The sequence below is a fragment of the Croceitalea vernalis genome (assembly GCF_031846405.1).
Lineage (GTDB): Bacteria > Bacteroidota > Bacteroidia > Flavobacteriales > Flavobacteriaceae > Croceitalea > Croceitalea vernalis.
On the sequence record NZ_JAVRHU010000006.1, the window covers coordinates 37904 to 61257 of the forward strand.

General features: G+C 33.0%; 24 protein-coding genes. 10 read left to right on the plus strand and 14 right to left on the minus strand.

The window, feature by feature from the left end; all coding sequences use genetic code 11:
• Positions 1-8: 8 nt before the first annotated feature.
• The 3 genes from RM520_RS14625 to rsfS are packed head-to-tail and all read right to left on the minus strand — an operon-like array spanning position 9 to position 3036.
• Complete coding sequence (locus RM520_RS14625) at positions 9-617, minus strand: LUD domain-containing protein (RefSeq protein WP_311386437.1); 609 nt, start codon at positions 615-617, stop codon at positions 9-11.
• A 55-nt stretch (positions 618-672) separates the two neighbouring features.
• Complete coding sequence (ftsH, locus tag RM520_RS14630; protein ID WP_311386438.1) at positions 673-2655, minus strand: ATP-dependent zinc metalloprotease FtsH; 1983 nt, start codon at positions 2653-2655, stop codon at positions 673-675.
• A gap of 3 nt (positions 2656-2658) precedes the next feature.
• Entirely contained in the window at positions 2659-3036 is a 378-nt protein-coding gene (gene rsfS / locus RM520_RS14635) for a ribosome silencing factor (RefSeq protein WP_311386439.1), read from the minus strand.
• A 93-nt stretch (positions 3037-3129) separates the two neighbouring features.
• On the opposite strand from rsfS, the gene RM520_RS14640 reads away from it, so the two are divergent.
• The gene (locus RM520_RS14640; protein ID WP_311386440.1) at positions 3130-3861 is read left to right on the plus strand and encodes a biotin--[acetyl-CoA-carboxylase] ligase; all 732 of its coding nucleotides are present in this window, start codon (positions 3130-3132) and stop codon (positions 3859-3861) included.
• Here the strand turns inward: RM520_RS14640 and RM520_RS14645 are convergent.
• A complete protein-coding gene (locus RM520_RS14645) occupies positions 3858-4253 on the minus strand; it encodes an SRPBCC family protein (RefSeq protein ID WP_311386493.1) in 396 nt (131 codons plus the stop codon). The two genes, RM520_RS14640 and RM520_RS14645, sit on opposite strands and share 4 nt — an antisense overlap.
• A gap of 5 nt (positions 4254-4258) precedes the next feature.
• Complete coding sequence (pyrE, locus tag RM520_RS14650; protein WP_311386441.1) at positions 4259-4903, minus strand: orotate phosphoribosyltransferase; 645 nt, start codon at positions 4901-4903, stop codon at positions 4259-4261.
• A gap of 7 nt (positions 4904-4910) precedes the next feature.
• On the opposite strand from pyrE, the gene RM520_RS14655 reads away from it, so the two are divergent.
• A complete protein-coding gene (locus RM520_RS14655) occupies positions 4911-5513 on the plus strand; it encodes an NUDIX hydrolase (protein WP_311386442.1) in 603 nt (200 codons plus the stop codon).
• Here RM520_RS14655 and RM520_RS14660 read toward each other — a convergent pair.
• The 5 genes from RM520_RS14660 to RM520_RS14680 all read right to left on the minus strand — a co-directional run bounded on the left by RM520_RS14660 (position 5496) and on the right by RM520_RS14680 (position 11230).
• A complete protein-coding gene (locus RM520_RS14660) occupies positions 5496-7268 on the minus strand; it encodes a M14 family metallopeptidase (RefSeq protein WP_311388499.1) in 1773 nt (590 codons plus the stop codon). The two genes, RM520_RS14655 and RM520_RS14660, sit on opposite strands and share 18 nt — an antisense overlap.
• 68 nt (positions 7269-7336) lie before the next feature.
• Positions 7337-7750 carry a response regulator transcription factor gene (locus tag RM520_RS14665; protein WP_311388500.1) on the minus strand — a complete coding sequence of 138 codons (414 nt, stop codon included), beginning with the start codon at positions 7748-7750 and terminating at the stop codon, positions 7337-7339.
• Positions 7737-9584: a PAS domain-containing sensor histidine kinase gene (locus tag RM520_RS14670; protein ID WP_311388501.1), complete on the minus strand. Its 1848-nt coding sequence runs from the start codon at positions 9582-9584 to the stop codon at positions 7737-7739. The genes RM520_RS14665 and RM520_RS14670 overlap by 14 nt, the downstream gene beginning before the upstream one ends.
• Before the next feature lie 174 nt (positions 9585-9758).
• Positions 9759-10217 carry a pantetheine-phosphate adenylyltransferase gene (coaD, locus tag RM520_RS14675; RefSeq protein WP_311388502.1) on the minus strand — a complete coding sequence of 153 codons (459 nt, stop codon included), beginning with the start codon at positions 10215-10217 and terminating at the stop codon, positions 9759-9761.
• Between the two features lie 26 nt (positions 10218-10243).
• The gene (locus tag RM520_RS14680) at positions 10244-11230 is read right to left on the minus strand and encodes a D-alanine--D-alanine ligase (RefSeq protein ID WP_311388503.1); all 987 of its coding nucleotides are present in this window, start codon (positions 11228-11230) and stop codon (positions 10244-10246) included.
• A 75-nt stretch (positions 11231-11305) separates the two neighbouring features.
• On the opposite strand from RM520_RS14680, the gene RM520_RS14685 reads away from it, so the two are divergent.
• The 7 genes from RM520_RS14685 to RM520_RS14715 all read left to right on the plus strand — a co-directional run bounded on the left by RM520_RS14685 (position 11306) and on the right by RM520_RS14715 (position 18481).
• Complete coding sequence (locus tag RM520_RS14685; protein ID WP_311386448.1) at positions 11306-11896, plus strand: PASTA domain-containing protein; 591 nt, start codon at positions 11306-11308, stop codon at positions 11894-11896.
• Positions 11896-12921 carry an RluA family pseudouridine synthase gene (locus tag RM520_RS14690; RefSeq protein WP_311388504.1) on the plus strand — a complete coding sequence of 342 codons (1026 nt, stop codon included), beginning with the start codon at positions 11896-11898 and terminating at the stop codon, positions 12919-12921. The genes RM520_RS14685 and RM520_RS14690 overlap by 1 nt, the downstream gene beginning before the upstream one ends.
• A 95-nt stretch (positions 12922-13016) precedes the next feature.
• Positions 13017-13778 carry a peroxide stress protein YaaA gene (yaaA, locus tag RM520_RS14695; RefSeq protein ID WP_311388505.1) on the plus strand — a complete coding sequence of 254 codons (762 nt, stop codon included), beginning with the start codon at positions 13017-13019 and terminating at the stop codon, positions 13776-13778.
• A 41-nt stretch (positions 13779-13819) separates the two neighbouring features.
• The gene (locus RM520_RS14700; protein ID WP_311386451.1) at positions 13820-14179 is read left to right on the plus strand and encodes a hypothetical protein; all 360 of its coding nucleotides are present in this window, start codon (positions 13820-13822) and stop codon (positions 14177-14179) included.
• A gap of 229 nt (positions 14180-14408) precedes the next feature.
• Positions 14409-15134 (plus strand): hypothetical protein, encoded by a 726-nt coding sequence (locus RM520_RS14705; RefSeq protein WP_311386452.1) that lies wholly within the window; start codon positions 14409-14411, stop codon positions 15132-15134.
• On the plus strand, positions 15134-15796 hold the full coding sequence (locus RM520_RS14710) for a uracil-DNA glycosylase family protein (RefSeq protein WP_311388506.1): 663 nt from the start codon (positions 15134-15136) through the stop codon (positions 15794-15796). Before RM520_RS14705 ends, RM520_RS14710 begins: the two co-directional genes overlap by 1 nt.
• 138 nt (positions 15797-15934) lie before the next feature.
• A complete protein-coding gene (locus RM520_RS14715) occupies positions 15935-18481 on the plus strand; it encodes a phosphoenolpyruvate carboxylase (protein ID WP_311388507.1) in 2547 nt (848 codons plus the stop codon).
• Here the strand turns inward: RM520_RS14715 and RM520_RS14720 are convergent.
• Together RM520_RS14720 and RM520_RS14725 are read right to left on the minus strand one after the other, a co-directional pair.
• Positions 18478-18909, minus strand: coding sequence for a LytR/AlgR family response regulator transcription factor (locus RM520_RS14720; RefSeq protein WP_311386455.1), 432 nt, complete (start codon positions 18907-18909; stop codon positions 18478-18480). The two genes, RM520_RS14715 and RM520_RS14720, sit on opposite strands and share 4 nt — an antisense overlap.
• Before the next feature lie 209 nt (positions 18910-19118).
• A complete protein-coding gene (locus RM520_RS14725; protein WP_311388508.1) occupies positions 19119-20618 on the minus strand; it encodes a M20/M25/M40 family metallo-hydrolase in 1500 nt (499 codons plus the stop codon).
• A 66-nt stretch (positions 20619-20684) separates the two neighbouring features.
• On the opposite strand from RM520_RS14725, the gene RM520_RS14730 reads away from it, so the two are divergent.
• Positions 20685-21998 (plus strand): sensor histidine kinase, encoded by a 1314-nt coding sequence (locus tag RM520_RS14730; protein ID WP_311388509.1) that lies wholly within the window; start codon positions 20685-20687, stop codon positions 21996-21998.
• Between the two features lie 19 nt (positions 21999-22017).
• Here RM520_RS14730 and RM520_RS14735 read toward each other — a convergent pair whose 3' ends face one another.
• Together RM520_RS14735 and trpA are read right to left on the minus strand one after the other, a co-directional pair.
• On the minus strand, positions 22018-22530 hold the full coding sequence (locus RM520_RS14735) for a hypothetical protein (protein ID WP_311388510.1): 513 nt from the start codon (positions 22528-22530) through the stop codon (positions 22018-22020).
• Positions 22531-22586: 56 nt separating this feature from the next.
• Complete coding sequence (gene trpA / locus RM520_RS14740; protein WP_311388511.1) at positions 22587-23351, minus strand: tryptophan synthase subunit alpha; 765 nt, start codon at positions 23349-23351, stop codon at positions 22587-22589.
• Positions 23352-23354: the final 3 nt, after the last annotated feature.

A 23354-nucleotide genomic window follows, 5' to 3' on the forward strand; every position in this document is an offset into this window, starting at 1 on the left:
TTCTAGTTCTAGTAGTCTTCTAGAAGTAAAAGATATACATTTTTTGAAGCACTGCCGTAAGAAAGGAAATCATTTTTGTTTTCTTGAGTTAATTCAAAGTGCTTAAGTGTTGTGATATTGTCCGGAATTTGATGCGGGTATTTTTTCTTTATAATTTTTAAAGCCTCACTTATGGAATCTACCAATTGGCTGGTAGTGGCAAATACGATGAGGTTGGCTGGTAACTCATTTAATTTTCGTTCTTTGATTTGATTTGAACAAACTAAGATTGAACCATTATGTGCAACCAGATGCTCGCAAGTTGTGAAGAAGATATCACTTTCATTTGAATTACTAGTAAAAGCCAGTTTTTCGGTCGAAAAGCGTTCGTTTACTCTTTTGTCTAAAGTATAAAAGAGTTTTGACTGCCAATTGTTTTCTGAAATAATATTTTGAAGCGCGTTCAGAACCTCGGTGAAATCTTCACAATAGATAAACTTACCTCCATTTTTTTTAAAATAAATGGTAAACTTTTCGTCTATGGGTATTTTAAGGTCAGGCAAATGTTCGCCTCGAGTTTCAGCAGTTTCTTTGGAAACTTTTTTTCCACCTCCGAAAAGTTTGTCAAAAACACCCATATAAATTAAAACCTCTTAAGGATTTTGTAACGGCAATTCAATAAGCACCAAAAAACTATTCCTTTTCGCTCTCCTCTTCCTTGGTGGAGCTCGTAGAATCAGAAACTTCTATTTCTTCTTCTTTTTCAAAGGGTCTTTTTCCAAAGATTTTCTCTAAATCATCTTTAAAAATAACCTCTTTTTCAAGGAGTCTTTCAGCCAACGATGTCAATTTATCTTTATTGTCTTGAAGCAAGGCAATTGCCCTTTTATACTGTTCTTCAATGATTTTTGAAATTTCTTCATCTATCTTTTGGGCAGTATCTTCACTGTAAGGTTTAGAAAAGCCATATTCATTTTGACCTGATGAATCGTAGTAGGTGATGTTACCCAGTTCTTCATTAAGCCCGTATATAGTAACCATTGCTCTAGCTTGTTTAGTTACTTTTTCTAAATCACTTAAAGCACCTGTTGAAATTTTATTGAACATTACTTTTTCAGCTGCTCTACCACCCATGGTAGCGCACATTTCATCAAGCATTTGATCAGGTCTAACTATTAAACGTTCTTCAGGTAAATACCAAGCAGCTCCTAAAGATTGACCGCGAGGTACAATAGTAACCTTAACTAGAGGAGCGGCATGCTCTAACATCCAACTTACTGTTGCATGGCCAGCTTCATGATAGGCTATGGTTTCTTTTTCACCTTGAGTGATAATTTTATTTTTCTTTTCAAGACCACCAACTATTCTATCTACAGCATCTAAGAAGTCTTGTTTGTTAACAGCTTTCTTTTCCTTTCTTGCCGCAATTAATGCTGCTTCGTTACAAACATTGGCAATATCAGCACCAGAAAAGCCAGGAGTTTGTTTAGCAAGAAAATCTAAATCTAGTGTTTCAGAGGTTTTTATAGGCCTTAAATGCACTTCAAAAATTTCTTTACGTTCCCTAATATCCGGTAAATCAACGTAAATCTGTCTGTCAAAACGACCAGCACGCATTAATGCTTTATCAAGAACATCAGCACGGTTGGTTGCGGCAAGGACAATAACATTGGTGTTTGTCCCAAAACCATCCATTTCGGTTAATAATTGGTTAAGGGTATTTTCACGTTCATCATTGGAACCGGTGAAATTATTTTTTCCTCTAGCCCGGCCAATTGCATCTATTTCATCAATAAATATTATGGCAGGAGATTTATCTTTTGCTTGTTTAAAAAGGTCACGAACTCTAGAAGCTCCAACACCAACAAACATTTCTACAAAATCAGAGCCAGAAAGTGAAAAGAACGGTACTTTAGCTTCACCAGCTACTGCCTTTGCCAATAGTGTTTTACCCGTACCGGGAGGGCCTACAAGCAAAGCTCCTTTAGGTATTTTACCACCTAACGATGTGTACTTATCGGGGTTCTTTAAAAACTCAACAATTTCTTGAATTTCTTCTTTAGCACCTTCCAGGCCGGCAACATCTTTAAAAGACGTTCTTGTGTCGGTCTTTTCATCAAAAAGTTTTGCCTTGGATTTGCCAATATTAAAAATTTGACCTCCAGCGCCGCCTCCAGCTCCACCTGACATTCTTCTCATTAAGTATATCCAAATACCAATGATTAAGGCGAAAGGTAAGAGCGATAATAGCAAGTCACCAAGTACATTAGATTCCGTATCGAAATCAACAATAGTATCCAGGTTATTATCCTTTTTTATGTTTTTTATTTCGTCTTCAAAATTTTGCAAGTCACCATAATCTAATACATATTGTGGTACAAGACCAGAAGATGGTATAAGAGGTTTCTCTGCTACATTTTTATGCACATCTTTAGTTAATGCCTCGTCAGTCAAAAATACTTTAGCCTGTCTAGCATTGGTAATGATTAAAATCTCCTTAATGTCTCCATTTCTTAAAAATTCTTGTAATTCAGAGGTGGTTGTCTTTTCTGTGCTTGAAAAACTACTACTCCCTAAAAACTGGAAACCTAAAATTAATGCGATAATTACTCCGTAAATCCACCATGAACTAAAACGTGGTTTCTTGGGGGTATTTGAATTGTTTTCTTTTGCCATTATTTAATTATTATAGCTGCTTGCTACCATGGTGACTTTGGCATCTCCCCAAAGACCTTCGATATCGTAAAATTCTCTAATTTGTTTTTGAAATACGTGTACGACGACATTGACATAGTCCATTAAAACCCATTCTGCGTTTTCTGAACCTTCAACATGCCAAGGTTTATCTTTAATTGCCTTGCTTACAGTTTTTTGTATGGAAGATACAATAGCGTTTACGTGAGTGTTAGACGTACCGTTACAAATGATAAAATAGTCACAAACTGTATTTTCTATTTCCCTTAAGTCAAGCAAGTTGATATCAACTCCTTTCACTTCTTCTATCCCTGATAATATTAAGGCAATAAGTTCATCTGCTCCAGCTTTGCTCTCTTGCATTCAAAATTTTTATGTTTCAACAAAGTTATTACTTTTTTGGTTTGTCGCAGTGCGTTTTTAACATTACATTCAATGTCGTTTTAAAGCACTACCATGCATATAATCAAACTTGATGCCACGCCCTCCACAAACCAGTATTTAAAACATATGGTTTTGGAAAGAGAAATGGAGGATTATACAATGGTGACAACAAATAACCAAACTAATGGTCGAGGTCAAATGGGCGCGGGTTGGATAACCCAGGAGGGTAAAAATCTAACCGTCAGTATTTTAAAAAAATTCGAAGCACTTAAAGCTTCTGAGCAAGTGTATTTAAACTGTGCTGTTTCACTTGCACTTTATGATACTTTAATGATGCTGTCAGTACCTGAACTTAAGGTAAAATGGCCGAACGACATTATGTCAGGAAATAAAAAACTTTGCGGAATTTTAATTGAGAATATTTTACAGGGCAATTTTATAAGTAAATCCGTGATAGGTATTGGATTAAATGTAAATCAATTAGACTTTGGTGATTTGAAGAATGCAACTTCAATCCGTTTACTGCTTGGAAAGACTATTAATCTAGATGCACTTACGAATCAAATTGTTATTTGTTTGAAGAATCGCTTGAATATATTGGAAACAAATAGATTTAAAAAGATAAAAAGTACATACGAACAAGTATTGTATAGAAAAGATACACCATCTACTTTTCAAGACAAAAATAGCAACGTTTTTATGGGATTAATTAGAGGGGTCTCAGATGATGGAAAATTAGTGATTCAAAAAGAGGATGAAAAATTATTTGAATTTGCTTTGAAAGAGATTAGGTTACTTAATTAAGTTAATTTATCCATATTCTTTGAAAGCGTCTCCATGAAATTAGTGATTGGATTCTTAATCATCATGGCCATCATGGCATTAAATTGTCCTTCGAAACTTAAACCAACTTCACTTTCAGTATCGCTCATACTGGTAATATCCGCGGTTAAAGTAAATGGTAATTTATCACTAGCTGCTCCTAGAACAATTTTTTTATGAGGTATTTGTTCCTTCAATCGTAAAACAATTTCGGGCATTCCACTTAGGGCAAACTTAAAAGTATTTTCATCTAAAACTTCGAATTTGTCAATGTTTTCAGGCATTAAAACTTTAAAATTTTTAATGTCAATCAAAAAATCAAAAACCTCTTGATCACTTTTTTGTACTTTCTTTTTAGCAACTTCAATATGCATATTTACTATAATTTTTTCCATTGCTGAGGGGCTTTGCGCCACTGCAATAAGGTTTGTGATTGTTCTTCTTTAATATAATTTGTTGATGAAGCCTGATTAATAAGATGGTCGTAATTACTTAAGGTGTTTAATTGCACCTGAGCTTGTTCAAAGTTTTCTTCAGCAGTGTCAAATCCATATGAGAAAATGGCCAACATTCCTTTGACTTCTGCACCAACATTTTTTAAAGCGGTTACAGCATTTAAACTGCTTTTACCTGTACTTATTAAATCTTCAATAACGACAACTGTTTGGCCAGATTCTAAATGACCTTCGATTTGATTTTTTCTACCATGAGATTTTGGTTCAGGCCTAACATATATAAATGGTAAACCCATTGCCTCCGCTACTAAAATGCCAATCCCAATTGCTCCTGTAGCTACCCCAGCAATGATGTCTGGTTTACCGTACAAAGATTCTACTTGTTTCGCCATTTCTTCTCTTATGAAGTTACGAATGGCTGGATAAGATAAAATAATTCTATTATCACAATAAATTGGAGATTTCCATCCTGATGCCCATGTAAAAGGATTTTCAGGATTCAACTTTATTGCATTAACTTGCAGTAATAGCTCCGCTGTTTTATTGGCGCTGTTTTTGTCTAAAATCATTACGCAAATGTATAAAGTTTTTGTCAATGAGTCACCTTTGATTCTAACAAATGAAAAGCCCGTTAATACTACCGGGAATGTCTTTTTGTTGGATGATGATGCGATTAACTATGCAATTACCTCTTTGTCAAAAAAGTTGTTGACAGAGGCATATATCTATGACCCAGGGGATAACATTTTAGAAAAATTCAGTAGTAAGATTCCCATTGTAGTTGCCGCTGGAGGTTTAGTAAAAAACAAAAAAGGAAAGGTATTATTTATTTATAGAAATGATAAATGGGATTTGCCAAAAGGTAAACTTGATAAAGGTGAATCGATTGAAAAAGCCGCTATAAGAGAGGTAGAAGAGGAAACAGGAGTAAGCGGCCTTCAAATTGATAGGCATTTAAAAACTACGTATCATATTTTTAAACGAAATGGAAATTATAAACTTAAAAAAGTTTATTGGTTTGCAATGGAAACCAATTTTAAAGGAGACCTGATTCCTCAAGAAAATGAAGGAATTACAAAGGTTAAATGGAAGGGACCTAAAAAAATAAAAAAAGCACTTCACAACTCTTACATAAATATTAAACTTCTTTTCGAAGATGACTCAATCTACCAAGATTAATTCAGCGGTACTACCCTTTAAAATTCTGTAAATAGGGTATTGCATATGAGCAGATTCATAGAAAGCCGAATTTTTGAATATATAATCGAGTTGTGCATACCAATTTTCAGAAAATTCCTTATCCTTTTCTTTTTTGAGTAAAAAATCATCTCTAAGTGCTGGATTTTCATTTAATAATTCTAAAGCTGCATCTTCAAAAACGTAAGGCGAAAACCCTTCTTTTTGTTGTAATATGGTATCAAAAAAGTTCCAGTTAAAAAATGAATCTGGAGCTTGTGGTTCTAAAGTCTCAAGTAAATAACGAATTCCAATTTGGTTGGTTGGAACTATTATATCACCTCTAGTGAGATGTATATTTTGTTGACTTTTACTAATTGTGGTGTTGTAATGTAAATAATGCCCCTCATATGCGGACTTTCTAGTGCTATAGTTTGATATTTTGTATGATTCAAGATTTAATAAGGTGTCTTTATCTAATTCAAAATAATCAATCTGGTTTAGAGTTAAAAGGTCAAGTACTTTATGCCATGATTTTTTTACAACATAAGCTGCAGGTACTTCGACGGTGTCAATGGGAGTGAAATAATTAGCATACTTGGTTGCTTTTGTAAAAGGTCTGGTTTTGTCGTACTTAAGTCTTTTAAAACCTGTTACTTCACTAATGATAGTGTCAACCTCAAACCCTTTAAAACTCAGTGTTGTTGTCTTCGTAGTATCAATTTGCCAATTCAGATTATAGGAGTTAAGATTTATTGTTTTTTCTTCAACTTGTCTTCTTAAGTTCTTAATTTTTTCATGCTCTTTTTCGGCTATCAAAATCATTTGATTCATTAATTCATAAGTGCCTTCTACTCTTTTTTTATAAGGCTTTAGCATATGAGTCTCAACCATCATTCCAAGGGTATTCCAAAGTGTGGTATAGCCAGTTGAGTATCTTGGAGAATCCATGAATTGTGAGAAACCTGTTTCTGGTGGTCTATTAAAAACATTAACATAAGGAGTGATGTCCCAATTAGATGCTTCCAACTTGGTTTCTAGTTCAGGCATTAATTTAGTGTGTAAGTATTTACCTAAATCACCACCCAATTTATTGTGTTGTGTAAATAAATGTGTGAGTGTGTATTGATAATCTGCTCCATTACTGACATGGTTGTCAATGAAGATATCCGGTTTAACCAAATGAAAAATTTCAGTAAAACTACGAGCATTTTTACTATCAACTTTAATGAAATCTCTGTTCAGATCATAATTTTGAGCATTGCCTCTAAACCCATATGCACTTGGACCATTTTGATTAGCCCTAGTTGTGGAGTTTCTATTGAGCATGCCGCCAACGTTATAAACAGGAATTGTTACCACAACAACGTTTTTAGGGTGAGATATTTTTTTTTGAGCTAAATCACGAAATAGCATCATGGTGGCATCGATACCATCACTTTCACCCGGGTGAATACCATTATTAATTAATAATATCGTCTTGTCATCTCTTAACTTTTGATAGTTGAAGTCTCCCTCAGAATTAAAGGTCACTAGGTGTAAAGGCTGACCGCTATCAGTCTGACCAATTGTTTGTACATTAATCTCTGAAAAGTTTTTTGAAAGTTTAATATAAAAATCAATGACCTCGTCATACACAGCGGTATCAAAACCTTTTGAGGTTTCAAAAACAGTTTCAAAACTTGTGTTTTTTTGATTTACCTTAGTTTCACAAGAGGCTAGAAATAGAAGAGAGAGTAAGAAAACAAATATTCGCATCGGACTTTATTCTAATAATCGTGCTATTATTTAAACACAATACATATCAAAAGTAGCGAATATTAGTATTAAGACGCCATGTGAATTTTTACAATATCTTCAACCCCAATTGATAAAACAGGTTTGTTTTTATATTCAAGCTGATGTTGGGTAATTTCTTTATACTCCAACCATCTTCTTCTGTCGCAAGGATCAATTGAAGAAGTAATAATATTTATTCTAATTTTTTTATCAATTGGAAGCTTAAGAAACTCATTCAAAAATTCCCATCCATCCATGATAGGCATGTTGATGTCTAAAAAAATAACGTCTGGAAGTTCTTTTCCAAGTTCTATTTGATGCATTAAAGTGTTAATGGCTGTTTTACCATTGTTAAATTCATATATGCTATCGCACTCCACAATTTTATTTAGGAGTTTTTTAATGCCAAAAAGGGTAATGACATCATCATCAATTATATAAATAGAATTAGTCTTTATCATTAAAATATACGCTAAATGTTGAACCTTTATCTACTTCACTTGTGGCAACTATATTACCACCCATTGCTTCTATTTGATTCTTAACAAGGTAAAGCCCAATACCCCTGGCATCACTATTGTTATGAAATGTTTTATACATTCCAAATAGTTTTTTGCCGTATTTGTTTAAATCAATTCCCATCCCATTATCTTGAATGCTAAATAAAATAGTATTGTCTTCTAATTTACGTGCTGAAAGTATGATTCTTGGGTCCCTATCAGGGTGTTTGTATTTGACGGCATTAGTCATTAAGTTTAATACGATACTTTCTATATAGGCAGGTACAGCTTTTACTGTAATATCGTCAGGAATATGATTGGTAAGTTGTACTTTATTTTTATGTAAAAAGGCCGATAGACTTTGTTCAACCTTTGTTATTTGTTCGTTTAAACCAATGGGCTTCTTCTCAAGATTAACATTAGTACTAATATCAACCACTTCGTTTAAATTTTCAAGGGTATCCATTAAGTTAACAGAGGCATGAGAGAGCATATCCATGATTTTAGTTTTCTCTTCTTCTACTTTTTCATTAACTAAGAAATCCAATAACATCGAGAAATTGGCGGTATGGGATCTTAAGTTATGAGATACGATATGAGCAAAATTGATAAGTTTTTTATTTTGAATTGCCGTAACATTTATCAAATCACGTAACTGATCTTCTTTTTGAATTAATTCAGTAATATCTAAACTAATGCCTATAATACCTTGACTTTGACCATGAATATCTAGCCATGGTAATTTTGAAGTTAAGAAAGAAGTAGATTTTCCATCTTTCTTTATATTCACAGTACGTTTGGCAATGATTGATTTTTTTGAATTCATCACATGCAAATCTTCATCTCTCGAAATTGTAGCTATTTCTTCACCATATAGATCTGCATCTGTCTTGCCGATAAGTTCTTTAGGGTTGGTTACGCCTAAATAATCGCATTCCGATTGATTTACCAGAACTTTCCTAGATTCGGCATCTTTTATGTATACATTTAAAGGTAAATTATCAATTAAGGTACGTAATAATTGTGCGCTTTCCTCGGTTTTTATTTCGGCCTCAACTTGTGTTGAAATATCTTGAAAAGTACCTATTAAACGGGTTACTTTACCATCTTTATATAAGGGTTTACCTGCAGATACTACCCATTTTTCTTTTCCTTTTGGAGTAATGATTTGTGATTTAATATTCCAAGATTCCCCTTTTTCAATACCATTATGAACCAACATGGCTGTAGTATTACGGCTATGACCTCGTTTGTAAAAGTTTAGAGCCGATTCAAGGTTAGGCTTATAATCTTTAGCTACCTCATGTATTTTTTTGGTCATTTCTGACCAAGTAACTTGCTCGGTAATTAAGTTATATTCCCATGTGCCTACTTTCGAAATTTCAGATTGGTCTTTAAGTAGGTTTTCAAGCTTATCAAGTTTTAGTTCACTTGCAATACGATGGGTAACATCATCTGTTTGAATAATTGCTCCAATAATATTTTCTTCATCATCATACCATGGAACATTTGACCATTCAAACCATTTCTCTATTCCTGCTGCATTTTTTGTGCTTTGAAGTCCCTGTTCGGTATTTCCTTTAAAGCATTTCTCTAAACATTCTTGCCATTCTTTATCAGCATCAGTGAAAATTTCAAAAAGATGTTTACTTAAACTACTGTGATATTCTAGATTAAAATATTCTATCCATTTATCAGAAACGTAAACAAGTTTAAAATTAGTATCGATAAATGCAGTTGCAGTAGGTAACTGTTTTATCAAAAAGCCGTACGTGGTTAAAGTGTTAGTTTTCAAGATGTAGGTTTAAGATTTGGGGTTCTTAAATAAGTAATTTCTTACAAAAATATAAGTATATAACTATAAAATATATTTTTTGTTGTGAACTAATAAAAAGATGTTGTAAGGGCTAAATTGGAAATTATACAGATGAGTTCAATTAGTTATTGGTTATCTCAATAATTAAAAAAATCAAGGCATTATTTTTACGGTATCTGGTACTAAGCCTGTTACATCTCCACCATTTCTAATTACATCACGAACAATTGAAGAGCTTATATACGATTTGCCTGAAGAGGTAAGCAGAAAAACAGTTTCTATTTCAGATAACTTTCTATTGGTATGCGCAATAGCTTTTTCAAATTCAAAATCTCCCGGGTTTCGTAATCCTCTTAAAATAAATTCTGCTTTAATTTCTTTGCAAAAATCAACTGTTAAGCCTTGGTAGGTCAAAACTTTTATTTTAGGTTCATCTTTAAAAGCATTTTCGATAAATCTTTGACGTTCTTCTAAAGAGAACATGTATTTTTTATCTGAATTTATTCCGATAGCAATAATAAGTTCATCAAAAAGGGTAATACCTCTTTTTATGATATCATAATGACCTAAGGTTAAAGGATCAAACGAACCTGGAAAAATTGCTCTTCTCATGTAAAGAAATTGAATATTGCTTAAAATTAAGCATTAAAATTCTTTAGGGCTTCATCAATTGCACTTTCAAATAATTCTGATAAACTAATGCCAGCAGCCTGCGCTTGTTGAGGTAAAATACTTTCTTCCGTTAAGCCCGGTGTTGTATTCATTTCAAGCATAAAAGGTTCATCACCAATGAAAATAAATTCACTACGAGTATATCCTTCCATTTTTAAAACCTCATATACCTTTTTAGCAGTCTTTTCAGCATTTTGCCACTGAATATCAGTAATTCTTGCCGGGGTTATTTCTTGTGATTTGCCTTGGTATTTAGCTTCATAATCAAAAAAGTCATTATCGCTTACAACTTCTGTAATAGGCAGTACTTTGACTTTCCCTTGATAAGTAATTACTCCAACAGAAATTTCAGTGCCGTCTAAAAATGATTCTATAATAATTTCATCATCTTCATCAAATGCCTTGTTTATGGCGGCTTTTAGTTTTTCGGATTTATACACCTTTGAAATTCCAAAACTGCTGCCAGCCTTATTTGCCTTAACAAAACATGGAAGGCCCACTTTATCTATAATTTCATGCTCATTTACAGTATCTCCATAATTTAGAAAATAGGAAGTAGCACAATTTATTCCGTATGGCTTTATTGTACTTAAAAAGTCTCTTTTATTAAAAGTTAGTGCTGCTTGATAATAGGCACATGATGTTTGTGGTATTTGCATTAAACTAAAGTATGCCTGTAAAAGACCATCTTCACCAGGTGAACCGTGAATTGCGTTAAAAACACAATCAAAATGGATTCTCTCGTTTTGTAGTTTCAAAGAAAAATCGTTTTTATCTATTTCGTGTGCTACCTGATTTTCATCATTATAATACCATGATTCTTTAGTAACTACAATAGGATAGGTTATAAATCTATCATTGGATAAATGTTTGGTCACTACGGAACCGCTTTTTATGGAAATAGGAAATTCATTCGAATATCCTCCCATAATGATTGCGATGTTTTTCTTCATTGAAATTAAATATGCTAATGCCAAAGTAAAGAAAAAAGGGCTGTTTTTCTATATTTGCTTTGATAACAAATTCTCATGAAGAACTTTTTTAATTTTTTAAGGAGTAAAACTTTTTTAATTCAGCTTGGTCTTGCATTACTTGCAGTAGTGCTAATTTGCTTTGCAACCCTAAGATGGTTAAAAAGCACAACGAATCATGGAGAGTTTGTAGAAGTGCCTGATTTTTCAAAAATGTCGGTTCAAGATATGCGTAAAGTTGCCGAAGAAGCTGGCCTGCGTTATGAAGTATTAGATTCTACTAATTATAATCCTGATTTTCCAAGATTTTCTATTCTTGATCAGAACCCATCCCCGGGAACTAAGGTAAAGGATAATAGAAAAATTTATTTTACTGTTAACCCTTCCGGCTATAAAAAAGTTACCGTGCCCAATATTATTCAAGTAACTCAAAGAAATGCTTCATCAATGTTGCGAGCTGTTGGTCTAGATGTTCAGCGTGTAACTTATATAGAAGAACTTGGAAAAGATATGGTATATCGAATGAAGTATAAAGGCAAATACGTTAGCCCGGGTGATAAATTGCCTAAAACCTCTAAGGTTGAGCTTATTTGCGGTAATGGTAAAATACCTAATAGTGCTCGTATTCAAGCTGAATCTGATAATTAATGGATACTGCCGAGAATCAAGAGCTTTCACAAAATGACTTATTTGAACATTTTAAGTTTATAGCTTCAAAAGGGCAAGAACCGCTCCGTGTAGATAAATTTCTAATGAATTTTATTGAGAATGCCACTAGAAGTAAAATTCAAAAAGCTGCAAAAGATGGCAATATTTGGGTAAATAATACCATCGTAAAGCAGAATTATAAAGTAAAAGCAGGTGATGAGGTGAAAGTGCTTTTTGAGCATCCTCCGTATGAGTTTTTGCTCACTCCAGAGGATATTCCTTTAGATATTATCTATGAAGATGAAGCCCTTCTCGTGGTAAATAAGCCTGCCGGTATGGTGGTTCATCCTGGTCATGGTAATTACTCAGGAACACTAATAAATGCCTTAACTTTTCATTTTGAGAATCTACCTAATAATAGTTCAAACCGTCCAGGTTTGGTGCATCGCATAGATAAAGATACCTCGGGTTTACTTGTAGTTGCTAAGACTGAAGTTGCCATGACATATCTAGCAAAACAGTTTTTTGAGAAGACTAGTGAGCGAGAATATATTGCTTTGGTGTGGGGCAATGTTGAGAATGATTCTGGTACTATTGAAGGTAATATTGCTCGACACCCAAAAAACCGTTTACAGATGACGGTCTTTCCTGAAGGAGATGAGGGTAAAGAAGCGGTAACGCATTACAAGGTAATTGAAAGACTTGGTTATGTCACTTTGGTTTCTTGTAAGTTAGAGACAGGTCGTACGCATCAAATTAGAGTGCATATGAAATTTATTGGTCATACCCTTTTTAATGATGAACGCTATGGGGGCGATAAGATTCTCAAAGGAACCACTTTTACAAAATATAAGCAGTTTGTAGATAATGCGTTTAAAATTTTACCAAGACAAGCCTTACATGCAAAAACCTTAGGTTTTGAGCACCCTACAACAAAAGAGTTTATGAAGTTTAATTCTGAATTGCCGGAAGATATGATTCAGTGTATTGAAAAGTGGCGTAATTATTCTAAACAATCATCTTAATATCAATTTTTCCAATTCTTTGATTGATAACTTCCATTTGAACTCTTTACCATAATCAAGAATTTGGTTTTACTTTTGAGATAAATAATAAAACTATGAAGATTGTTGTTTCTCCTGCAAAGTCGCTTGATTTTGAAACTGAACTGCCAACTGCAAAATTTAGCCAGCCTGAATTCTTAGAGCAATCTGAAAAATTAAATAAAGTTTTATTAAAGAAAAAGCCTAAAGCATTATCGCAACTTATGTCTATTTCAGATAGTCTAGCGCAGCTGAATTGGCAACGTAATCAAGAATTTACTATACCTTTTACTAATGAAAATGCGCGACCGGCGGTATTCGCTTTTAATGGCGATGTATATCAAGGTTTAGATGCGTATTCAATTACAGAAGATAAATTAGAAGAACTTCAACGAAGCTTGCGAATTTTATCAGGACTTTATGGAGTGCTTAAGCCACTTGATTTAATGCAACCTTACCGTCTCGAAATGGGTACCAAGCTTAAAGTAGGGCGTAAAAAAAATCTTTATGAATTCTGGAAAAAGGATATCACAACATATTTAAACTCTGAGCTTGAAAAAGACGAGGTTTTTGTTAACCTGGCAAGTAATGAATATTTTGGTGCAATTGATGAAAAATCATTAAAGGTGCCAGTTATTACTCCAATTTTTAAAGATTGGAAGAATGATAAGTTAAAAATCATAAGTTTTTTTGCTAAAAAGGCAAGAGGCTCAATGGTCCGTTACATCATAGATAGTAAAGCGCAGAACCTACAAGATATTAAAGGTTTTAATTATGATGATTATGTTTTTAGTAAAGAGCATACTTTAAAAGAGCATCAACCTGTTTTCATTAGGTAGAATATTTTTATAGATGTGTCGTTATTTTTAAAAGGCGCATCATGAAAAAAATAGTTTCTTTAATTGCAGTGGTTATCATATTCTTAAGTTGTGATGATAGAGATGATAACCTTACTTCGCCGAATATTAGAATAGCAAATAAGACTAATATTGAGTTTAATCTTGTTGAAGTAATAGCCGATAGTTTATTTTATGAAAATGTTGTTGCTGATGGTTTTTCAAGTTATTTGGCTTATGACGAAGCGTTTGAAGCCATGCCATTTACAATAGAAGCAGATTCAGCAGATTTTAGTTTTATTCCAGATAATCTTGATTTTGACCCTTTACCAATTGGCCTTTATACGTATGAAATTAGCATCACCGAAGAAGGTGAAATAGAACTAATTTTTAAGGTAGATTAATACTATTTAGATTTTTCTATTCTTATTTTTTCTTCGGTAATTTTCCGTTTCCTTAATTTACGTTTGCGTCTTGAACCATTTGATTTGTTGGTAACCTTACCTCTTTTACTTTTAAAGTCTCCCAGTTCCATAAATTCTTGCCCTAAAAGAAATAAAGCACTAAAATTTTTTAATGTTGGAAACTTATAGCAATATTAAGCAATTGATAAGTTTGTTCTATTTTTAAAAAATGTATTATTATTTCATTATCGCTTTACAGGGTTTTTGTATTTACCATTGTTATTCCAATAGAAACAATTATTACTGGTGGCTTGCAATTGTTTTTTTGCCGGTTGTAGGGTCATTGGCATATCTTTTTATGAATGTCATTCGTAAAAATGATTTTGAAAAAGCTCAAGAGACTTTGAAAACTGTAATAAATCCCTCTAAAAAAATTCTAGATCTTGAAAGAAAACTGAAATTTTCGAAAACTTTTGAAAATCAAGTTGCCCTGGCTGATGCCTACTTACTTGAAAGTAGATACGATTTGGCAATAGAAAACTATCAGGCTTCTTTGAGGGATGTTTTTAAAGATGATTTTTATGTGATAAGTAAACTACAAGAGGCCTATTATTTCTCTTCTAGGTTTGAATCATCTATAACTTTTGCTGAACGAATAAAAAATAATACAGCTTTTAAAAAGTCAAGAGCGGCTTTTCTCTTTGGAATGGCACTTGAAAAAACCGAAAACATTAGGGAGGCTGAGGTTTGGTTAAAAACATTTGACGCTCCCTATAATTATTTTATGGAACGTCTGGAGTTGGCTCGGTTTTACTTGAGAAATGATAAAATACAAAATGCTAAGGCGGTTTATCAAGATATTAAGAATGAATCGGAAAATATGTCCAAACAAAGTTTTAAAATAAACAGAATCGTCATAAAAAAAGCAATTGAAGAACTATCTCAGCTTAACTAATGTTTATACACGAACATCCATATCCGCCATACCTTTTTAAAGGAGTTAAAAAACTTATTGTGGGTACCTTGCCGCCACCAAGATTTTCTAAAGGTCAGCTTAAAGAACGTGATGTTGATTTTTGCTATGGCAGTAGAGATGGTCAACTGTGGCCTATTTTGAATAAAATCTTTCAACTTAATTTAACCTTTGAAACAACTAAAGAAGCAATACAAGAACGCAAACAGTTTTTGCGGACGCAAAGAATAGGTATCTGTGATATCGTTGCTAGTGCGGAACGACGAAAAATAGACGCATCAGATTTGGGAATGACTAATGTTCAGCTACGAAATATCTTTACATATCTTGAAGAATTTCCTTCTGTTGAAACTTTACTTTTTACTGGTGGAAATAGTAAAAATGGACCCGAGTATTTTTTCAGAAAGTTGCTAAAAAATCATGAAGTAAATTATGAATTGGTTTCAAATGATGTACCTCGTATTCATCAATTTATTAATCCTAAGACTAAGAAAAAAATAAAAACGGTGTCATTAACGGCTCCTTCTGGTGCTGCCAACCGCGCTGTCGGGAGTTTGCAACTTTATAAAGATTTGAAAGATAAAAACCCAAACTTTAATACTTTCGATTTTAGAGTTCTACAATACAAAGAACATTTTTTGTAACTCATATACTGTTATTTTTTTTAGCAAACCCCATTAAATATGTGATTTGATGAAGATTTAATTTTTCATTTGGCTTTCTATAACGACCTTTGAGATTTATAAAATAACCATTAGGCTATTTTTAACAAATTTATGTACATGCATCAATCAAAACGTTTAAAGGAGTTTAAAAAATCTGTTACTAATAAGTTTAATATTTACAACAGCTTATTTTTAAGTTTGCCATATGCCGACATGGAGAATGTAGGTATGTTGGTCCCTTTACTCTTTGAGCAATGTGAAAGGGGCTTAAAGGCAGGGAAAAAACCTCAAGATATTCTGGAAGCCTTCTTTCTAAATTTTACTGATTTTAGAACAGAAAGTGAACAGTTGGACTTTATGTTCCGTATTATTCAATACGTAGAACGTCAAGTCGTTTTGTATGATAGTGTAGAAGATGCTGCTTTCCCTAAATTACAGGAATATACTGGTTCTACTTCCATAAAAGATTATTTTCAATTAGTAGACCAAAGCAAGAATTGGGATCAAATCGCAAAACAGCTGTCCACCTTTAGCGCTCGTATTGTTTTAACAGCTCATCCAACACAGTTTTATACGCCAGCGGTATTAGATATCATATCAGAATTAAGAGCATTGATTGATAATAATAGAATTGATGATATAGATTTAACCATGCAACAACTAGGTCTTACATCATTAATAAACGCTAAAAAACCAACACCTCTTGATGAGGCAAAAAATATTATTTACATTTTACGAAATACGTATTACAATGCCGTGGGTCAATTGTTTCAATATGTAAAACGTCACACGAATCGTCCAGGTTTTGATAATTATGATATTTTAAAATTGGGGTTTTGGCCAGGCGGTGATCGTGATGGAAATCCTTTTGTTACGGCTAAAATCACAAATGAGGTTGCCGATGAGCTTAGACTAACTTTAATGAAATGTTATTACAATGATTTAAAAGTACTGCGCAAGAAACTCTCTTTTAAAAAATTACAGGACCCTTTAAACAGTTTAAATACCAAATTGTATAAGGCAATGTTTCAAGAGAACTACCTTGTGGGTTATCAAGAAATTATTGAAAGTTTGAATGAAGCCAGAGCGCTTCTTATTGAAAATTATCACTCTTTGTATTTAGATGATTTGAATCAACTCATTGATAAGGTTCATATTTTCAAAACACATTTTGCTAGTTTGGATATTAGACAAGACCATAGCAAACATTATTTAAGCGTTGAAACTATTTTAAAAGCGAATGATATTATCAACGAAAGTATTGATGAACTAAGTCAAGAAGAATTGGTGAATTGGTTATTGAAAAAAGATTTAAAACTGAAGGCGAAAGATTTTGAAGAGGGTATTGTTCGCGATACTATTGCTAATATTCAACAGCTTAAATCTATACAAGAAAAGAATGGCGAAGACGGTTGCAACCGCTATATCATAAGTAATTCTGAAGATATTTTCTCAGTGCTATTTGTATTTGGTTTGTTCCGATGGAGCGGTTGGAAAACCGAAGAAATAACATTTGATATTATTCCACTTTTTGAAACCATGAAAGGTATGGATGCTTCCGAAGAGGTTATGCAGTATCTTTTTGACAATAACACTTACAGGGCGCATTTAGAACGTAGACATAACGCGCATACTATTATGTTGGGCTTTTCTGACGGAACCAAAGATGGAGGGTATTTAAAAGCGAACTGGTCAATATTAAAGACCAAAGAGACTTTGAGTAAGGTTTGTAAAAAGAACGGAATAAAAGCTAAGTTTTTTGATGGTAGGGGAGGACCTCCAGCAAGAGGCGGTGGAAAAACCCATCGCTTTTATGCTGCACAAACAAAAGATGTGGCTAACCATGAAATTCAATTAACCATTCAAGGACAGACCATAACTAGTACTTATGGCACAAAAGAACAGTTTATTCATAATGCCGAGCAACTATTAACGGCTGGTTTAAGTAATAACTTATTTGGCAAAGAACATGTTATTTCAAGAGAACAGCGAAAACTAATAGAAGAACTTTCTGAACTAAGTTTTGAAAAATATGATGCCTTAAAAAATCATGACAAATTTATGCCTTATCTAGAGCATAGAAGTACCCTAAAATATTATTCAAATGCCAATATAGGCAGTAGACCAGGTAAAAGAGGGAATAAGAGTAAGTTGACATTGTCAGATTTACGGGCGATATCTTTTGTAGGCTCTTGGAGCCAACTAAAGCAGAACGTTCCGGGTTATTTTGGTCTAGGTAGTGCTATTCAAAAATTCAAGGATGAGGGAAGACTTAATGAAGTGAAAAAACTGTATAAAGAAGTGCCTTTTTTCAGAGCTTTAATGCACAATAGTATGATGTCGTTAGCTAAAACTAATTTTAATTTAACAAGTTATATGAAAGAAGATGAAGAATTCGGAGCTTTTTGGCAGGTTCTTCATAGTGAGTATAAACTTTCAGAAAAAATGCTTTTACAAATATCAGGTCATAAAATTTTAATGGAAGACGAAGCAGTGTCAAGAGAATCCGTTAAAATAAGAGAGAAAATTGTTTTACCTCTTTTGGTAATTCAGCAGAATGCTTTATATCATATCACACAAAATTCTGCACATAAAGCACTTTATGAAAAGATAGTGACACGTTCTTTATATGGAAATATAAATGCGAGTAGGAATTCGGCTTAGGTTAAACTAAAATTAGAAAGAGAATCAATACACAAATAATCTTTATTACTTCTAATTGAAGATTGTTCTCCTTTTAATTGATTAATTACCTTGACGACAGACTTTTCAAAACGAGGTTTTTGAATTGGTTTGGTAATAAAATCATTAATTCCATAATCAAAAGCCTTAACCGCAAATCTTGGCCAAGTGGAGTTCATGATAATCGCGCAGTTTAAATTGACACTATCTAACAATTCAAAAGCATCAATATCATCCATTAAGACGTCAAGAAAAAGAATATCAGCTTTTTTATCTACTACAGCACGCAATCCTTCATACGGATTCCCATAAGAACCGATATGCTCAAGGGCAACGTGATTTTTAACCAAAAAGGTGGTCGCTAGGCGTTGAATTGACGAATCATCAATTACGATGGTTGTGTATTTCATGCTAAAGTAAAATTTGGTTTAGCAAAAGTAAGACGCATAAAGAGCAGTACCAGTGAAAATAGGGTGAGATGAATTTTTATTCGTTGAGGCGTATCTATTGTAAGAAAGGCCTTTACAGTTATTTTTTTAAATCGATGATTTTGGCAGTTAATAGATAATAAACACCATAGTTAGTATATTAAAACATACTTTCAAGCTCATTTATAATTTTAAAGGGTAGAAGTTAAAATTGAATAAAATGTATTTATGCCGTAAGCCAATTGTCCAATCTTTAAATTTTCATTTGGACTATGTTGATTATTATCAGCGTTCACCATAGGTATGATAAATGCCGGTATTTTTAATTCATTTATAAAAGGTGAAATGGGTACTGTACCTCCCATGATTCTGATTTGAACAACATCATCATTAAAAGATTCTTTCATAGTTTTTACTAGGAAGTTCCCATATGGGTTATTCAAATCAGTACGAAAAGCATTGGTAACACTACTTTCAGTTATCGTTATTATGTTATCAAATTTTAATCTTTCTTCTTTAGTAGGCACATGGTCTATCACTTTATAACCCTGTTTCGTAATATGTTGTTTCACTAGGGTTTTTAATCGATTTCCATCAGTTTCTGGTACTAATCTTAAATCTAATTCGGCAGTCGCACTCTCAGGAACTATTGTTCTTGCCTCTTTGCCAATCCAACCAGAGCCTAATCCACGAATATTTAGACTGGGATATTGCAATGCCTCTTGATAAAAATCACCTACTTTTTCAGCTGTTTTAAATTGTTGTTTTTCGGCAATTGCAACATCAGAATCAGGCACGCTTTTTAAAACTTCAATTGTAGTGGAGTCTAAAGTGATACCATCATAATACCCAGGTATGATAACTTTACCTTCTTTATTTTTCATAGTTGCTAATAAATGCGCTAATTGAAAACCGGGGTTGGGAGCATAGTTACCATAATGTCCGCTATGCTGAGGTTTAACTGGACCATAGGTGGTTAAAGACAGGGTAGTAATGCCACGACAACCGTAAACTAAAGTTGGTTTTCCTGAAGAATGAACAGGTCCATCGTTGATAATCAAAAAATCAGCCTCTAATAATTCTCGATATACTTTTACTGCGTTTGGTAATGGTTTACTGCTCTTTTCTTCTTCGCCATCCAAAATTACCTTTATGTTAAATGGTATTTTTTTGCCATTCTTTTTGATAAGGTCTATTGCATTTAAAAACATTACGATTGGGCCTTTATCATCAGAGGTTGATCTACCAAATAAACGCCAATCATAAGGTATGTCTTCTAGCATGTCATCAAATGAATGCGTTTTCCAACCATCACCCTCAGGGGCCTTTAAAACCATTTTATATGGATTAGGTTGATTCCATTTACTTCGGTCTACAGATTGACCATCAAAATGCATATAAAACAAAATAGTTGGTTTATTATCTTCAATAGGCAAGGCGGCAAAAAATAATGGATGATTATCGGTTTCTAATTCTGTTGTATTAAAACCTCGTTCATTGAACTTTTTCTTTAACCAAAAAATATTGTCATCAATATCATCGCCATTTAAGGCATCATTTGGTATTGCTACGAAATCACCAAGTTCTTTTATTGCTTTGGCCACTTGTGATTTAATAGCTGTAGAATCATTTATTTGACTGAAAGAATGAAAACTTAAAAGAATAAAAAGGATACCGAAAATGCGCTTCATCTAATACTTAAGTTAAAATGTAAGAAAATACACCGTTTATCGTTAACTGTTATATAAAACCCCCAAATGGTGATTGATATAAATTCATTTTCTAAAGATAATCAAGTGCTTGTTCCTATACGAAAGACAAGTATTATTTTTCATGCCTTAATTCTTTTGGTACTTGCCGGATTAGCGACTAATTTTTTTATAGAATATGGAATTGGAGGGTTAAATAGATATGCCTTAAAACACTTAATAGTTTTCTCTACTGTATTGATAACGGCAATAAGTTGGAAGTTAAATTGGGTTTCAACGAGTTTGATGTTCTTGGTTTTAGTCTATATAAATATTATTTCCTCAACCATTTATTTGCCATTTAGGGTAGAAGATTCCACAACAAACTTTGAAGGTTATTTTTTACGTGTTCAGATGATAGTTTTTGTAATGGGATTACTTCTTGCTGTTTTTGAAAAACCTTATCATCAATTAGTTGTTATAGTTTATAATACAATATATATCACATCATGTATCATTTTAATGCCAGAAATGCCTTTAGGTAAGTTCATTCTAGCGTTTATAATTATCTCTTCTATTGGTGCTATTAGCTATTTCGTTTTCAAGAAGGTGATTGTTATGCGACAAGATTTACATGAACAAAATGCGCTTAGCTTAAAGCAGAATTTGGAATTACAGGAATTGACTAGTTTTAGGAAAGAGATAGTTCAAATTATTGCACATGATTTGAAAACACCAATTCATCAAATTTCAATTCTTGCCGAAATAACTAAAAATTCAAAATCTGAAGTGGACCGAAACAGTAATCTTGATTTACTTAAAAATTCGGTGGACAAAACATATACCATGTTAGAAGGGCTTCTTGATTGGGCTATGCAAACTGATGATACTATAAAAAGCTATATGCACCTTGATATCAGAGCAGTTGTAGAAGATTTAAAAGAACAGTTTTCTGAGAAGTTGAACTATAAAAAATTGATTGTTTCTAACGGATTTTCAAGTGATTTTAAATTATTTTACTCTAAACAAGTTTTTGAGACCGCAATGCGTAATTTATTAACGAATGCTATTAAGTTTTCACCGGTTGACGAAAAAATAGAAGTAGCGGCAACAGAACATGTTAATTATTATTCTTTTTCTATAAAAAATAAAGCTCGGGCTATTGATATTACAAAACTAGACCAAGTTAATAGAGGTGAACAAGTTGAGAGTGCTTTAGGTACTTCGAATGAAAAAGGTTCCGGAAAAGGATTATCCATTGTAAAACAAATGCTTGCAAAAAATAACGGCGAATTGCATTTGAATGCTCTTAAAGACGGAGTCGAAGCTGTTTTGAAAATATATAAAAGAGATGTTTTAGTTGAAACAAAACAGGCGAGCTAAATAAAGGAATTAAATAGTTTTAAAAACTATAACCAAATCCTACATAAAACCATTCTGCTGCACCAAGTCCTGTTCTAAATACAAAACCTTTTGGACTTTGTTTTCTATACCCCAGAGAAATACTTGGATAAAATTGGCTGTCATCCACACCTCCTTCAATAAAATCATCACTAGTGCTAGAATCAAAAAAATAACCGAGACCAAGACCAATCTCTAGATGGTCATTTCCTTTTCCAGTTAGTCCAGTAAATCCTAAACTTGTTAAAAGTCCTGTACCGCTATTTGTATCACTAAAATTTAATGTTGCATTACCTCCGACCTTTGTAGTAAAATAATAGGATTTAAAAAAGCCTTTTGCCTTTTTTGCTATAAGTCTATCATAAGTTATGTGAGCTGAATTAAGTACTACAAAAGAACCAAGTGAAAAATTGAAAACATTTTTAGAAGCTTCATTGGAATTGGGTTCTTGAGCGTTTAATGATAGTGCAAAACAGCTTGTAGTTAAGAATAAAAATATAGTGATGCTTTTCATTTCCAGCCGTTATTATTAGTTCTAAAGATGTTACTTTTTTATTTGGTTGCTTATTTTTATCCAACTATTGATGTAACAAATTCTCTAATTTTATTTTTCCCATTAGTGGTCAAATGTTTAATAAAAGCTGAACCAATAATAGCTCCTTTTGCGCTTTTAGTGGCCTGTTCGAATGTTTCTGCATCTTTAATGCCAAAGCCCACAATTTGTGGATTTGCTAGATTCATTGTCCCAATTCTTTTAAAATAATCTTCCTGTTCATTTCCGAATCCAGATTTTGAACCTGTAACACTAGCGGAGCTGACCATATAGATGAAACCGTTTGAAGCTTCATCAATCTGACGTATGCGTGTTTCGCTTGTTTGAGGTGTTATTAGAAAAATATTTAATAAGCCATTTTTTTCAAAAATTGCTTTGTATTCTGATTCATATACATCTAAAGGTAAATCCGGCATTATAATTCCGTCAATTCCAATCTGATGACACTTTTCGCAAAACGCTTCAACTCCATATTGAAGCATAGGATTAAAATATCCCATAACAATTAATGGAATTGAGATTGTTTTACGAATGTCTTTAAGCTGTTCAAAAAGCGTTTCAGTTGTCATTCCATTTTTCAAGGCAGCTGTTGAACTATCTTGAATTGTTGGACCATCTGCCAATGGGTCGCTAAAAGGTAGCCCAATTTCAATCATATCAACACCATTTTTCTCAAGGTCCTCAATGATTTGAACTGTATCGTTTAAAGCAGGGTAACCAGCAGTGAAATATATGGAAAGAAGTTTTTTATCCTCCAGCATTTTTTGGTTTATTCTATTCATAAT